This window comes from Dyella acidisoli, from assembly GCF_030160295.1.
In the GTDB taxonomy this organism is placed as follows: Bacteria; Pseudomonadota; Gammaproteobacteria; order Xanthomonadales; family Rhodanobacteraceae; genus Dyella_B; species Dyella_B acidisoli.
In genome coordinates, this window is record NZ_BSOB01000057.1 from 1 (window position 1) to 15,335 (window position 15,335).

The 15,335-nt window shown below is 59.2% G+C and carries 12 protein-coding genes and 1 pseudogene; 10 read left to right on the forward strand and 3 right to left on the reverse strand.

Annotation, left to right across the window (positions count from 1 at the left end; genetic code table 11):
• Positions 1-342: 342 nt before the first annotated feature.
• From QQJ86_RS20235 to nth, 5 genes are all read left to right on the forward strand, one after another.
• On the forward strand, positions 343-2,112 hold the full coding sequence (locus QQJ86_RS20235) for an alkaline phosphatase family protein (RefSeq protein WP_284322792.1): 1,770 nt from the start codon (positions 343-345) through the stop codon (positions 2,110-2,112).
• Between the two features lie 172 nt (positions 2,113-2,284).
• Positions 2,285-2,818, forward strand: coding sequence for a metal-dependent hydrolase (locus QQJ86_RS20240; RefSeq protein WP_284322793.1), 534 nt, complete (start codon positions 2,285-2,287; stop codon positions 2,816-2,818).
• A 60-nt stretch (positions 2,819-2,878) separates the two neighbouring features.
• A complete protein-coding gene (gene metG / locus QQJ86_RS20245; RefSeq protein WP_284322873.1) occupies positions 2,879-4,975 on the forward strand; it encodes a methionine--tRNA ligase in 2,097 nt (698 codons plus the stop codon).
• Between the two features lie 160 nt (positions 4,976-5,135).
• Positions 5,136-5,738, forward strand: a complete 603-nt coding sequence (locus tag QQJ86_RS20250) for an RnfABCDGE type electron transport complex subunit B (RefSeq protein ID WP_284322794.1) — start codon at positions 5,136-5,138, stop codon at positions 5,736-5,738.
• Positions 5,735-6,370, forward strand: a complete 636-nt coding sequence (nth, locus tag QQJ86_RS20255; protein WP_284322795.1) for an endonuclease III — start codon at positions 5,735-5,737, stop codon at positions 6,368-6,370. The genes QQJ86_RS20250 and nth overlap by 4 nt, the downstream gene beginning before the upstream one ends.
• Positions 6,371-6,525: 155 nt before the next feature.
• Here the strand turns inward: nth and QQJ86_RS20260 are convergent, their stop codons facing one another.
• From QQJ86_RS20260 to QQJ86_RS20270, 3 genes and pseudogenes are all read right to left on the reverse strand, one after another.
• Complete coding sequence (locus QQJ86_RS20260; RefSeq protein ID WP_284322796.1) at positions 6,526-7,917, reverse strand: alginate lyase family protein; 1,392 nt, start codon at positions 7,915-7,917, stop codon at positions 6,526-6,528.
• 260 nt (positions 7,918-8,177) lie between these two features.
• A pseudogene (locus tag QQJ86_RS22865) lies at positions 8,178-8,378 on the reverse strand (SulP family inorganic anion transporter); the annotation flags it as partial.
• Between the two features lie 81 nt (positions 8,379-8,459).
• A complete protein-coding gene (locus QQJ86_RS20270; RefSeq protein ID WP_284322798.1) occupies positions 8,460-10,142 on the reverse strand; it encodes a coiled-coil domain-containing protein in 1,683 nt (560 codons plus the stop codon).
• A 342-nt stretch (positions 10,143-10,484) separates the two neighbouring features.
• On the opposite strand from QQJ86_RS20270, the gene rnt reads away from it, so the two are divergent.
• From rnt to pstB, 5 genes are all read left to right on the forward strand, one after another.
• Positions 10,485-11,111 carry a ribonuclease T gene (gene rnt / locus QQJ86_RS20275; RefSeq protein WP_423372911.1) on the forward strand — a complete coding sequence of 209 codons (627 nt, stop codon included), beginning with the start codon at positions 10,485-10,487 and terminating at the stop codon, positions 11,109-11,111.
• 479 nt (positions 11,112-11,590) lie between these two features.
• Positions 11,591-12,589 (forward strand): phosphate ABC transporter substrate-binding protein PstS, encoded by a 999-nt coding sequence (gene pstS, locus QQJ86_RS20280; protein ID WP_423372975.1) that lies wholly within the window; start codon positions 11,591-11,593, stop codon positions 12,587-12,589.
• Between the two features lie 107 nt (positions 12,590-12,696).
• Positions 12,697-13,668: a phosphate ABC transporter permease subunit PstC gene (gene pstC / locus QQJ86_RS20285; protein WP_284322801.1), complete on the forward strand. Its 972-nt coding sequence runs from the start codon at positions 12,697-12,699 to the stop codon at positions 13,666-13,668.
• Positions 13,668-14,534, forward strand: coding sequence for a phosphate ABC transporter permease PstA (pstA, locus tag QQJ86_RS20290; protein ID WP_284322802.1), 867 nt, complete (start codon positions 13,668-13,670; stop codon positions 14,532-14,534). The genes pstC and pstA overlap by 1 nt, the downstream gene beginning before the upstream one ends.
• On the forward strand, positions 14,527-15,327 hold the full coding sequence (pstB, locus tag QQJ86_RS20295; RefSeq protein ID WP_284322803.1) for a phosphate ABC transporter ATP-binding protein PstB: 801 nt from the start codon (positions 14,527-14,529) through the stop codon (positions 15,325-15,327). The genes pstA and pstB overlap by 8 nt, the downstream gene beginning before the upstream one ends.
• Positions 15,328-15,335 lie beyond the last annotated feature (8 nt).

Here is a 15,335-nt window from a genome sequence, read left to right on the forward strand (position 1 = left end):
CACACCTTGCCACCTTGGTGAGGCCTCATACATAGATGCAGCCGGCATTCGGGGATGAAAAAAGCGGTTGACGAAGGGGGCGAGTCCATACATAGGCTGGGATGGCAATCCCAGCATCCATAGAACAGGGAAAAGCTGAGATTTGTATCGAGCCAACAAAAACCTTCGACTAGCCTGCGGTTTCACGGCTTCATCACATCACGCGCCGCACTGCACAACAACAACTCGCGCGTTGTCATCTCACCGTCTCGCATTCGCAATCGCAGCACTGCACTGTCTCGCCCTTCTCACAACAACAAGGGTGGATGTATGCAACATGCACGTAGATCGATCTTATTGGGAATGCTTGGGGCAGTTTGTCTGAGCGGTGTGTGCAGCACGCCGGCATTTGCCGCCAACAGCGGCAACCTGCTGGTGAATGGCAATGGCGAAGCGGGCACCTGTACCAACGACTGGTCTGCCGTGAATACGGTGCCGGGCTGGACGGTGACGCAAGGCAATCCGTCGACCGTCTGTTATTCGATCAGCAGCTTCAGCACGCCCGGCAATGCATCGGGCGGCAATGCGTTTATCGCAGATGGCCCTTACGGTGATTCGGCGTTGCGCCAGAACGTGAATGTATCCAGCGCAGCCAGCACCATCGATGGCGGCAACGTCACATTCAACTTGTCGGGCTGGCTCGGTGGTTACACCGTGTACAACGGTCAAGCCGTGCTCACAGCCACCTTCCTCGATGGCAATGGCAATCCGCTCGGCAAACCGGCGCAACTGGCAGGCGTAAACGCATCCGCGCGCGGCGACAGCACCGGCTTCATTGCGAAATCCGCTACCGGCAACGTGCCGGCCGGCACGCGCACGATCTCGGTGCTGCTGCAATTCACCAACACCTCTGCGTCATACAACATCGGCTATGCGGACAATCTCTCGCTGACGCTGTCCACGCCGGTAACGACACCCACGCTGCAAGCGCCGGTATCGCAGGTGCCGTCGTTCGATCACGTGTTCGTGGTGATGATGGAAAACACCAACTACGACGAAGTGATCGGTGACACGACCGATGCCCCCTTCATCAACAGCCTGACCAGCCAGGGCACGCTGCTTTACAACTACAGCGGCGTGTATCACCCCAGCGACGAAAACTATCTGTCGATCGCCGGTGGCGATACGTTTGTAAAAGGCGCGATTTACTTCCCGAACATCAAGGTGACCGCGCAGCATATCGGCGATGAACTCGAAGCCGCCGGCAAATCCTGGAAGGCGTACGAGCAAGGCATGGGCACACCGTGCAACACCAGCAACAACTACGACAGCTACTATGAGCCGGACGACGCGCCGTTCATCAACTTCACCAATATCTCATCGAATCACACGCGCTGCGCGGCGCATCTGTTCGACACCACGCAACTGAATACCGACCTGCAGTCAGTCGGCACTACGCCGAACTTCGCCTGGGTCGCCGCAGACGATTATTACGACGGCGAAGCCTCCGGCGATGGTTCGTCCACCAGCCTGCAGGTGCAAAACGGTTGGTTGCAGCAGACCTTGCAACCGATCTTCAATTCACCCGCGTGGAAGCAGCAGCGTTCGCTGCTTGTGCTCACCTGGGACGAATCGGAATCGTCCGGCACCAACCACGTCGCCACCATCCTGCTTGGCTCGCCAGGTACGGTGCAGAACGGTTACGCCAGCAACGTCAGCTACAACCACTACAGTGTGGGCCGTACCATCGAAAACGCGCTCGGCATTGCACCGCTTACGCACAACGATCAGTACGCGCAGCCGATCAACGACGCCTTCGTTGCCACATCCGCGATCACTACGCCCAGCCTCGCCAGCAGCATGCCAACTGTCACGCAAGGCACTTATGTGCACTTTGATTACGCCACGCCGCTCAATCAGCTCAATAGCGAAAATTGGATCGGCATCTATGCCCAGGGCAGCAGCCCCGGCAATGGCTCGTCCACGAGCTGGCAATACACGCCGAGCGGCAGTGGCACGGCAACGTTCGATACCTCGGGTCTTGCGACGGGCACTTATAACGTTTGGTATTGCTATAACAACGGTTACACGGTGTTAGCCGGGCCGGTTACGCTGACGGTGACCAGTCCGTAATACCACCGCGAAATGCAACCCCTCTCCCGACGGGAGAGGGGTTCGCTCAGGAAATATATGGCGAACAGGATGGTCCTCGCCTCATCGCAAAATGATCTCGACACCGCTATAGCCACGCTATACATGAACGCGCTAGCGAAGGCATGCTGACACTCCACGGATCGGAACCGCCATGCCCACCATCTTCACGCACGCCGCCGTACCCGTTCTGCTCGGTGCAGCCGCAGGCAAGCAACGCATCAGCCGACGCCTGCTATGTGCAGGAGCTATCGCGGCCATGTTGCCGGACATCGATACGCTCGGCTTCAAATTCGGCATCGCCTACGCGGATGCATTCGGTCATCGCGGCGCCTTGCATTCACTGCTGTTTGCGCTCTGTACGGCAACACTCGCCGTGTTGCTGCATCGCCGCCTGCGTACCACCGCCGCACGCGCATTTGCGTTCGTTGGCCTGGCAGCCGTTTCTCATCCGCTGCTGGACATGCTGACCAACGGCGGCCTGGGCATCGCCATCGCCTGGCCACTGACCGCGCAGCGCTACTTCTTCCCCTGGCGGCCGATCCACGTGTCGCCGATCGGCATGCGTTTCTTCAGCATGCACAGCGTACCGCTGATCGCATCGGAACTGCTCTGGGTGTGGTTGCCTATGGGCCTGATATCCCTGGCCTTGTGGCGATGGCGGGTATCCCGCGACCGCCTTCAGTGATCACAGGAGGCGCGCAGGAGTCATGCCATAATGCGCAGCCTTTCAGCCAGCGCAGCCATCATGCCCCGCCGCCTACTCGTCACGCACGCCCTGCCCTATGCCAATGGTCCGCTGCACCTGGGCCATATGCTGGGCTACATCCAGACCGACATCTGGGTTCGCGCGCAGCGCATGATGGGCAACGAGGTCTACTTCGTGGCGGCAGACGATGCTCACGGCACGCCGATCATGCTGGCTGCCGAAAAGGCAGGCATGTCGCCGGAAGCGTTCATCGACGGCATCCGCGCCGGGCATGAAGCCGACTTCGCCGGCTTCCATTTCAGCTACGACAACTACTACACCACGCATTCGGAAGAGAACCGCGAGCTGGCTGAGCAGATTTACACGCGGCTGCGCGACGGCGGCTACATCGCCAAGCGCGACATCCAGCAGTTGTTCGATCCCGAGAAGCAGATGTTCCTGCCGGATCGCTACATCAAGGGCACCTGCCCCAACTGTGGCACGCCGGACCAGTACGGCGACAACTGCGAAAACTGCGGCGCCACCTATGCACCCACGGATCTGCTCAATCCGTATTCGGTGGTGTCGGGCGCCACGCCAGTGCTGCGCGATTCGGAGCACTACTTCTTCGCACTGAGCAAATTCGAATCGCTGCTGCGCAATTGGTTTGCCGGCGGCCTCACCGATGGCAAGCCGGTGGCCAATCCCGGCGTGGTCGCCAAGCTCAAGGAATGGCTGGACGGCGGCCTGAAGGATTGGGACATCTCGCGCGACGCGCCCTACTTCGGCTTTCCCATTCCCGATGCGCCGGGCAAGTTCTTCTACGTGTGGCTGGATGCGCCCGTCGGCTATCTCGCCAGCTTCAAGAATCTGTGCGATCGCACCGGTCTGAAGTTCGACGATTTCCTTAGCGCTGACAGCCACACGGAGATGCACCACTTCATCGGCAAGGACATCATCAACTTCCATGGCCTGTTCTGGCCGGCGATGCTACACGGCGCGCAGTTCCGCACGCCCACTGCGCTGCACGTCAACGGCTACCTCACGGTGAACGGCGCGAAGATGTCCAAATCGCGCGGCACCTTCATCCAGGCGCGCACGTATCTGGACGTCGGACTCAATCCGGAATTCCTGCGCTACTACTTTGCCACCATGCTCAACGATGCGCCGGTGGACGTCGACCTGGATCTGAAGGCCTTCGAGGAACGCGTCAATTCGCACCTGATCGGCAAGTGGGTGAATATCGCCAGCCGTACCGCCGGCTTCGTGCAGAAGTTCTTCAACGGCCGTCTCGCCGCCAGTTTCTCGGAAGAACAGAACGAACTGTGGCGTGCGCTGCTGTCGCACTACGACGACGTGCCCAAGCTGTACGAAAGCGGCGAATTCGCCGAAGTGATGCGCAAATTCGTGCTGATGGCGGATCTGGTCAACGGCCATATCGCCATCAAGGCGCCGTGGACGATGGCGAAGGACGAAGCGCAGCGCGAAGAGCTGCACCAAGTGTGCTCGTTCTCGCTGTCCGCGTTCCGCTTGCTCGGCGGTCTACTCAAGCCCGTGTTGCCCGCCACCGTGGAAGCGGCAGAGAAATTCCTGGCTGCGCCGATCGCCGATTTCGACGCTGCGTGCGCCACGCTGCACAATCACACCATCCACACCTTCGAGCCGTTGCTCTCGCGTATCGATCCCAAGCTGATCGAAGCGATGATCGAAGCCTCGAAGGAATCGCTCGGTTCCACGCCGGAACCCGCAAGCACCACCAAGAAGCCCGCCAAGAAAGACAGCAAACCCATGACCGAAGCCGCTCCCATCGCCACGCAAGAAGCCGCCACCATCAACATCGACGATTTCGCCAAGCTGGACCTGCGCGTCGGCAGGGTGCTGGCGTGCGAGTTTGTGGAAGGCTCGGACAAGCTGCTTCGTTTTGAACTGGATGCCGGCCCGCTCGGCAAGCGCCAGATCTTCTCCGGCATCCGCGCCGCCTATGGCGAGCCGGAGAAGCTGGTGGGGCGCAACGTGGTGTTTATCGCCAACCTTGCCCCGCGCAAGATGCGCTTTGGTTTGTCAGAAGGGATGGTTCTTTCCGCGGGTGATGGTGGTAGCGATCTGTTTTTGTTGGATGCGGATCAGGGCGCGAAGCCCGGCGCAACCGTGCGGTAGTTTTTACTCCCTCTCCCCCGGGGAGAGGGTTGGGGTGAGAGGCCAACCTCGCGACCAGTTTGAAAGATAGAGATCAGGTGTTCACTCACGCTTTGAAATTCATCGCACGCATGTCCCCTCACCCCGACCCTCTCCCCGGAGGGGAGAGGGAGGTTGGCGAATGACCACACTCGCCGACCGCATCGACGCCCTGCTGCCGCAAACGCAATGCGAACAATGCGGCTACCACGGCTGCCGTCCTTACGCGGAAGCGATTGCCAACGGTGAGGCGGAGATCAACCAATGCCCGCCCGGTGGCAGTGAAGGCATCGCCAAGCTGGCTGCCCTGCTCGGCCGCGCACCGCTGCCGTTGAATCCCGAAAATGGCGTGGAAAAACCACGCACATTGGCACGCATCGTCGAGGCCGATTGCATCGGCTGCACCAAATGCATTCAGGTGTGTCCTGTCGATGCCATCATCGGTGCGAACAAGCTGATGCACACAGTCGTTGCGGACGATTGCACCGGATGCGAACGTTGCGTACCAGCTTGTCCGGTCGACTGCATCGTGCTTGAGCCTATGCCATTGGCACAAGCCAATGATCCCGCCCACGCCAATGTGGCACGCGAACATTTTGAACGCCGTGAAGCACGCCTTTCTGCACAACAAGCACAACGCGAGGCGGAATTGATGGCACGCAAGGCACACGTGCACGACGCCAGCCAAAGCGTGCTCGACGCCCTTGCACGCGCAAAAGCCAGGAAACAGGAGCCCAAGCAGTGAAGAAAACGGATGTGGTCGAACTGTTCACTCGCCTGCGCGAACTCAATCCGCATCCCACCACAGAACTGGCCTACACCACGCCATTCGAATTGCTGGTGGCGGTGGTGCTATCTGCACAGGCCACCGACGTCGGCGTGAACAAGGCCACACGCAAGCTCTATCCCGTGGCCAATACGCCGCAGGCTATCCTCAAGCTGGGTGAGGAAAAGCTCAAGCGTTACATCAACACCATTGGCCTGTACAACGCCAAGGCGAAAAACGTCATCGCGCTCTGCCAAATCCTGGTTGATCAGTACGACAGCGAAGTGCCAGACAACCGCGAGGCACTGGAGGCGCTACCGGGCGTCGGACGCAAGACCGCCAACGTCGTGCTCAACACTGCATTTGGCCACGCCACCATCGCCGTCGACACACACATCTTCCGCGTCGCCAACCGTACCGGCCTCGCGCCTGGCAAGGACGTGCGCGCAGTCGAGGATAAGCTGGAAAAAGTAGTGCCGAAGGAGTTCAAGCAGGATGCGCATCACTGGCTGATCTTGCATGGGCGCTACGTGTGCAAAGCACGCAAGCCCGATTGCCCCCAGTGTGTAATCCGCGACTTGTGCGGGTACAAAGACAAGACGCCGACGTAGGTGGGGTGTAAACCTCAACATCGCGATGCTTGGATGGACAGCAATGCTGGGATTTCATCCCAGCCTACAGGGCCGCAAATTCAACATTCTGCCGCATGCATGGCAAGTTGGGGTTTGCACCCCAACCCACGCCGTACAACTAGCTCAGTATCGAATCACCGTTGATATGAGCAAGTCTTATGGACACCCATCCGGGGATCGCCAAAATCTGCATTGGTGCAACTGATCGATTCGCCCGCGCCGACTTCGCGATAGTGCCAGACACCGTCCGCACCGTAAGCCACCAATCCAGTTCCCTGCGAAACCCTACAAATTCCGCCCTCACTCGCACAGGTGGAAAATCCTGTCGGCACGTTGCCTTTACCCCTCGGCGCCAAAGTGCGGACGGAATCCTGCGTGAAGAGTAGCGTCCCGAAACCAACATTGTCGGCATAGGGTGTGCGCCCTTCCGGACGTATGCGCTCAGCAGCTTGCTGAGTGTGGGGTGCTGCCAGGTTCTCGCGGCGAGCATAGTGGTTGTAGACCATCTCGTAGATGGGGCGGAATTGTCCACGGTCAAAACTGGAGATGACGTAGTGCCGATATTTGCCCGTGGTATCGACCATGGGTGTGAATGGCACTTCGTTGCCAAGGTTGTACGATGCAACGTACTCAAAGCCGGCAAGCAGGCGGTTATCGTAGGCAGCGTACAGGTCGAATCCCTGAGCCCAGGCCACTTCGGCCACCTCAGCCAGATTGCCGATACCCAGCTGCGAGTGTGCCTGGTCCCGCCCGCTCTCCTGCGTTTCTCCGAACGCATTGATGACGTAGTGAATCAATGCTCCATCGGATGGGCCGTTGTAGTAGTAGTCGAGCGCGCGATTAAAGAGTTTCCAGTCGTTGGTGAAGACACCGATCGCCATGATGGTCTTCATGCAGCTGGAGTCCCAATTTCCATTGGCGTAAGGTGCGAAATCCTTAATCACCGGATAGAAGACATTGAGGAACATCGTCTCCGCCGCGGCAATGTCTCTGGATGACCAGCCAGCGTTGCTATAACGGAGAAGCTCTGCTGCGGACACGAACTTGAAGCCATTCAGTCCGGCCGCCAAGGGTGCATCGTGACCGCTGATCGATTTCAACGTACTCGACCAAGCGTTGAGAATCTCCATGGCGTTGGCGGCATAACGATGATCGCCGCTCAGCACCCACATAAGCGCCTGCTGATAAGCAGCATCGGCATCGTCGTTGAACTGACCCATGCAAACGGCGCGCGTATCGCGCACAACGTTCGGGCAACTTCCGCCCCGCGTTCTATAGGTTAGCGAAGAAAGAGGATCATTCTTCAACTTAAGGTACGCGCTTGACCACGGCTCTTCGCCTAGATGAGCTTTGATCCGCGCGAGATCGCTTGATGTATGCATCACGCCGGGGTGGACGAATTCGGCTGTGATTGTCGTGGCGGGAGTGAACTCCGAAGTCGCGGCCGAGACCTCGCTTGCGCCGCCACCGCAGGCGGCAAGCGAGACAATGAGCAGCATCCATCGCGATGAAAAGAATGTCTTCATAGGTGAGTAAGTCGTCATGCGTCAGCAGCTTGAATATGTCTGCGCATCAAACGTTTTTCGGTGCGCCAAATACAGGTCCTTAGGGGACATATGCGGGCAGCTGAGATGTGTGTCAGCAAAATCATATATTCCCCATAGCGAGAATTCTCCAATCTTGCGATCTCAGCCCTCCCCTATTTCCAGGGGAGGGCGCCACGCTTCACATTTGTGTAGAAGTGCGTTGTTACGCGGCTTGCCGAAGACCTTCCACGCGCAAGTGCAACGCGTTCCAGTGTGCGCGCAAGAGCAGGAATTTTGAGGAACATCGCCGATCCATCGAGCTGCAGCATCACCGCACCTGGTTCGTTGTGCGCTTCCAGGCCAACTTACAAGCGCGAGGATTGCAGCGCGAGCCGCACTATCGATAGACGAAACCCCATCAACACAGTGGTCAGCAGATCCGTCGCCACGATGGCCAGCGTGAGCGATTTCGCAAAAAGCAAAACGGCGGGACATGCCCGCCGTTTTTCCATCCTTGGGTGGAACTCCCTTCTGATAACTGATTAGAACGGGTAGTAGCGGATGCTCGTGAAGAACATGTTGTCCGACGCGGTCGGCGCATTGCCCTTGCTGTCGGTGAACAGCTGACGGGAGAGATGCGAGAACTGCGTACCGAACTGCACGCGGCCGAACTTACCCTGGTAGAACTTCCAGAAGAAGCCGAACGTTTGTTCCTTGACACTGCGGTTCTGGCCCGTGCAACCGGTGGCTGCACCGTAGATGCCGCAGCTGGCGTTGTTGTAGCCGAGGGCAGCAGCACCGTAACCGAGCGGCAGGCCATTCACGCCAACCGTCTGGTAGCTGTCTTGCTGCTCGCGGCCGCCTTCGACGTAGAAATCCAAGTCGTCGGAGGCATGCCACGTCAGCGTGCCGAGCGCCATGTTTTCCTTCAGCGGATGCGGAGCGCCGCTGGTCGTGTAGGTGATGTCGCTCAGACCGGATGTGCCGTAACGACCAATGCCCTTGCCGCTCATGCCCGAAACCTGGAGGTCCAGTACCTTTGGAACCAGCGGCAGCAGCATGCCGAAGCCAAAGCCGCCGCCGTGCGCGGTCTGGTTGCTGGTGCCGGCCGGACCGCCGTTGGCAGTCGTCGGCGTAACGCGGGTGGTGAACTCGCGCGAAATGCCGAACAGTTCGTAGTGGCCCCAACCCGGATCGGCCGCGAATTTCACGAGGATGTCCGGAATCTGGTTGAGCGACACCGAGTTGAGAGTGTCATACAACGAACCAGCGCCAACCGTGGCGGTCGTGGTCGCATAGCCCTTGGTGCCCGTGCCAGCCGTGGAGCCGATACCGGCCGTCTGCGGGTTTTCAACCGAGATACCCAACCACCACTTCTTGTCCCAATCCTTCACGAGGCGCAGCTGAGTCTGGCGAGCCCAGTTGAAGCCCGCGCCGTACTGTGCGTCGATGGTGGGCGGCAGCACTTCCTTGCCTGGGGTGATACCCACGCTGTCGAGGGTCATCAACGACCAGGCCTGACCGGCCAGCGCATGCAGACCGTAGTCGTTCCAATCGATGCTGGTCCACAACTGGCGGATACGCATGTTGAACGAATTGCTCTCGTTCATGTTCGCCGTCTGGGCGCCACCGAGGAAGTCCGTCTCGTAGTAGCCCGTCACGTGGGTCGAATCGTTGATGTCGCCTTCGGCCTTGATCGACAGGCGGCTCTGGCGCGCGCTGTATACGAACTGATTGTTCTTGGCGTTGGTGACCGGATAGGTGGTGGTGGCGCCGCTGCTCGTATTGATCGGCGCGGTGCTCGTACCACCCATGAACGGAATGGCGGTGAATTTGGTTGCGATGTCATCAGCGGTGTCACGCGAGCGGTACGCCGTTTCAGCCGCGAGGAAGCCGCCGAAGGTCCACTTCACGCCACCGGTGCCACCCAAGATGTCGCCCGTGTGCGTCTGTGCCGCTGCGACCTGCTTTTGCGTAGCCTGCACTTGAGCTTGCGTTGCCTGCACGGATTGCGCGGTTTCAACCTGCGCCTGCTGCGCGGCCTGCTGCTGCGATTCCAGGTCTTGAACCTTCTGCTCCAGAGCTGCGATCTCGGCCTTCATCTGCGCCAGTTCGGACGCACTGACAGACACTTTCTTGTTCGATGTCTGAGCCGACACAGTCGCTGTAACGCTGGTCAAGCCCAAACCGGCAGCGATAGCCACCGTGAGCATCTTGGAACGCATATTGTTGTCTCCGCTTTTATCTATAAGAAACCGCGTGGCACGTAAGTCCAATCCCCTGGAGCGGCCTGCGGGCTGGGCGCATGATCGAGCGGCAGCTTTACCGTTAGATGGATGTTATGTGACAAAACGAAGACAAACCGTACGGTTCGTCATTCAGGGCGGGCGAATTCTTCAGTATGAAACTTACCGTTATGGCTTCCCTACCCTGCGCATGGCTGACGAAAACGCTTTATCGAGCACCGGCATTCCTGCCAATTAAGAAGGCCTCATCCGACGAGCGGCAGTATCGGCAACTGATATGCTTCTCTGATGGAGCAACTCAATAACAGCCTGGCGGCCCGCATGGCCGACCGTTTCCGCGGCTTCCTGCCGGTGATCGTGGACGTAGAGACTGGCGGGTTCGATGCCGAGCGCGATGCTTTGCTGGAAATCGCAGCCGTCACCATCGGCATGGACCAGGAAGGCAAGCTCTACCCTCATCCGGTGGTATCCACTCATGTGGAGCCGTTTCCCGGTGCAAACATTGATCCACGCGCGCTGGAAATCACCGGCATTGATCCGGACAACCCCCTGCGCGGCGCGTTGAACGAACGCGCAGCGCTGGACCATATCTTTCATCCCGTGCGTACGGCGATGCGCACCAACGAATGTCAACGCGCGGTGCTAGTGGGTCATAACGCCGCATTCGATCTGGGTTTTCTCAACGCCGCTGTGCGCCGCGTGGGTCACAAACGCAATCCGTTCCATCCCTTCAGTTGCTTCGATACCGCCACGCTCAGCGGCCTGCTGTACGGCCAAACCGTGTTGAGCAAGGCCGTGCTGGCCGCCGGCTATTCCTTCGATGCAAGCGAAGCGCACTCGGCGGTCTATGACGCCGAGCGGACTGCGTTGTTGTTTTGCCGCATCGTGAACCGATTGCGGTCGTTGGAGTTGTTGGAGCTGGATCGGGTGGGCACCGCGTTGCCTTGACCACGCCGGCGTTGGGAGAGCCCAACCTCCTGCAAAACGCATACATATGTAATGTCATCATTCCCGCGAAAGCACACTGCTGTCCGGGAAAGTTTGCAGCGTGTACCCATCTCCCTTCGGGAGATGGGTTGGGTGAGGATACGATCAGCGCGCCATGGCAAAACTTGCGGGAGAAATCGGCATCACGCTCCGCCCGAACCCTCACCCGCCTCTCGGCACCCCCGATCGAGTCGGGGGCAGGCTCCTCTCCCGGAGGGAGAGGGACTCACTCAGTGAGTTTTTGAGTCGCCTCACATGAAAACGTATCAGTTTTGACAGTTCTTTCCTCAAGTTCTTGCGATTGTCATCAAGCTGACATGTTTGTCTCATCTCATTGCAACACCAAGCCTCTGCAATACACGGGTCGCAGGCACTACTCGCCACTTCCCTCCAAAGGAGCCACTGTGTTGACCTCATTCAAACTTCCGTCCCGCCTCGGCATGATTGCCTTTGCGGTCGCCGCATCGCTGTTCGGCACGACGGTACAGGCCACCGATATCACCGGCGCCGGCTCCAGCTTCGTCTATCCGGTCATCTCCAAATGGTCGGCTGCTTATGCAGAGAAGACGGGGAATCACATCAACTATCAGTCGATCGGTTCCGGCGGCGGCATCGCGCAGATCAAGGCCGGCACGGTGGACTTCGGCGCTTCGGACATGCCGCTCAAGGCAGAAGATCTTGCCAAGTTCGGTCTGGGCCAGTTCCCTGACGTGATCGGCGGCATCGTGCCGGCATTCAACGTGGCCGGCATTGAGCCGGGTGCGCTGGTGCTCGACGGCTCCACGCTGGCCGACATCTACCTGGGCAAGATCACCAGTTGGAACGATCCGGCCATCGCCAAGCTCAACCCCGGCGCGCACCTGCCCAGCTCCAAGATCTATGTCGTGCATCGCTCGGACGGTTCGGGCACCACGTTCAACTTCACCGACTACCTCTCGAAAGTGAGCGCGGACTGGAAGTCGAAGGTGGGTGAAGGCACGGCTGTGCAGTGGCCGACCGGCATCGGCGGCAAGGGCAACGAGGGCGTTTCCGCTTATATCAAGCAGATCCCGAACTCGATCGGCTACGTGGAATACGCATACGCGGTGCAGAACAAGCTCGGCTACGCGAAGATGAAGAACGCCGCCGGCAACGTGGTGGAACCGACCATCGCCAGCTTCCAGGCTGCTGCCAACACGGCCGACTGGAAGAGCGCCAAGGACTTCAACCTGCTGATGACCAACGCTCCGGGCAACGATGCGTGGCCGATCACCGCAACCTCATGGGTGATCATGTACAAGACGCCGAAGAACGCCTCCAACACCAAGGTCTCCTTCGACTTCTTCAAGTTCGCCTATGAACAGGGCCAGGACTCAGCCCGCTCGCTGTACTACGTGCCGCTGCCCGCTTCGCTGGTGCAGCAGATCGAGGCCTACTGGGCCAGCGAGTACAAGAAGTAAGCTGCGCGCTGTCGCCAGGACGGCTGCAGTGTGACTCTGCGACGCGCGCAACGTTTCGTTGCGCGCGTCGTGCTGATTGAAACCCATCGCAGAAAATAACGACACGTATGTCCGCGATAAGTGCCGAACCGATCCCCCGCGATACTGAACATCGTTCGCGCACCGATGCCCGCCACGATTTCATCTTTCGTCTCATCCTGCGTTTCTGCGCGCTACTTGTGCTGGCGGCGCTGCTAGGCGCGGCGCTGGCCACGCTGTGGGGTGGCCGAGATGTGCTCTTCAAGGATGGCCTGCACTTCCTGCTTAGTTCGGAATGGAATCCGGTCGAAAACCAGTTCGGTGCGCTCGCGCCGATCGCCGGTACGTTGATCACTTCACTGATCGCGCTGATGCTTGCGGTGCCGGTGAGCTTCGGCATTGCGTTGTTCCTCACAGAGATCGCTCCAAACTGGATGCGCGGCCCGGTAAGCGCTGCGATCGAATTGCTGGCCGCGATTCCTTCGATCATCTACGGCATGTGGGGCTTGTTTGTCTTCGTGCCTTTCATGTCCAGCATCGAACCAACACTCAACGACACGCTCGGCAACATTCCTGTCATCGGCGCCCTGTTCCAAGGGCCGCCGCTGGGCTTGGGCCTGCTCACCGCGGGCATCGTGCTGGCAGTCATGATCCTGCCGTTCATCTCTTCGGTGATGCGCGAAGTGTTTCAGACGGTGCCCGCGCGACTGAAAGAGTCTTCTTATGCGCTCGGTTCCACCACGTGGGAGGTGGTGTGGGACATCGTGCTTCCATACACCCGCTCGGCGGTGATCGGCGGTATCTTCCTCGGTCTGGGCCGCGCACTCGGTGAAACCATGGCGGTGACTTTTGTGCTGGGCAATTCGTACAACCTCACAGCGTCGCTGCTGATGCCGGGCACGTCGATTTCCTCCAGCATCGCCAATGAGTTCAACGAAGCAACAGAGCTGCATCGCTCCGCGCTGATTGCGCTGGGCTTCCTGCTGTTCGTGGTGACTTTCATCGTGCTGCTGATCGCGCGCTACATGCTGCGCCAGCTCGCGCGCAAGGAGGGTCGCTGATGTCCGCCGTCTATGCACGCCGCCGTGTCGTCAACGTGATTGCGCTCGGGCTCAGTGGGCTGGCCACACTGATCGGCCTGATTTTTCTGGTGTGGATTCTGGAAATAACGGTGCAGCACGGTTTCTCCGCGATGAAACCGGCGCTGTTTACCAAGATTACGGCTTATCAAGCGGACGGCGGGCTCGTCAACGCCATCGTCGGCAGCCTGGAAATGGACCTGATGGCCTTGTTGATCTGTACGCCGATCGGTGTGCTGGCAGGCACCTACTTGGCCGAATATGCCAGCTCTACTCGCCTGGGCGCTTCGATTCGCTTTCTCAACGACATTCTGTTGTCGGCACCGTCGATCGTACTGGGCCTGTTCGTGTACGTGATCGTGGTGTTGCCGATGACGGAACTCACCCATGGGCGCATCAGCTTCTCCGCTTTTGCTGGCAGCGTGGCGCTGGCGCTGATTGGCCTGCCGGTGATCGTGCGCACCACCGACGAAATGCTCCGGCTCGTGCCGGGAACGCTGCGCGAAGCGGCATTGTCGCTCGGCGTTCCGCAATGGAAGCTCACCGTTCAAGTGCTGATGCGTGCAGCCTTCTCGGGCATTCTCACCGGCGTGCTGCTGGCGCTTGCCCGCCTGGCCGGTGAAACTGCACCGCTGCTGTTCACGGCGTTCGGCAACAACTTCATGACTGTGAATCCGCTGAACAAAATGGCCAGCCTGCCGCAGACCATTTATCAATACACAGGTATTGCGGATGCCGCCCTCAATGCGATCGCCTGGGCCGGCGCGCTGTTGATCACCCTGTTCGTGCTGGCGCTGAGCCTGCTGACCCGCATCATGTTTTCGCGCAAGAAGGTGAGTTATGAATGACCTCGCCGCCGCCACCGCGGCTCCCCTGACCGGCGCCTCCCCCGCCAAACTGAAAGTGCGCGACGTGCACTTCTACTACAACGGATTCCATGCGCTGAAAGGCATCAACATGGACATCCCCGAGAAGCAGGTCACCGCGATCATCGGCCCGTCCGGCTGCGGCAAGTCCACCCTGCTGCGCATTTTCAACCGCATCTACGCCATTTATCCGAAGCTGGAAGCGAAAGGCTCGATCGAACTGGACGGCGAGAACATCCTCGATCCGAAGTTCTCGATGAACCGTCTGCGCACCAAGGTCGGCATGGTGTTCCAGAAACCGGTGCCGTTCCCGATGACGATTTTCGAGAACGTGGCCTACGGTATCCGCCACCACGAAAAGCTGTCGCGCGCGGACATGGAAATTCGCGTGGAGCAGGCGCTGCGTAGCGCTGCACTGTGGGACGAAGTGAAAGACAAGCTCAAGCAGAGCGCGCTAGGTTTGTCCGGTGGTCAGCAGCAACGTCTGTGCATTGCGCGCGGCATTGCGCTGCGTCCGGAAGTGTTGCTGCTCGACGAACCCACCTCCGCGCTGGACCCGATCGCCACCGGCCGTATTGAGCAGTTGGTGGAAGAGCTCAAGCACGAATACACCATCGTGATCGTCACCCACAACATGCAACAGGCGGCGCGCTGTTCCGACCGCACCGCGTTCATGTATATGGGCGATTTGATCGAATTCGACAATACGGAAAAGATCTTCACCAAGCCGAGCAAGAAGCAGACCGAGGATTACATCACCGGTCGTTTTGGTTGATCTTTTTT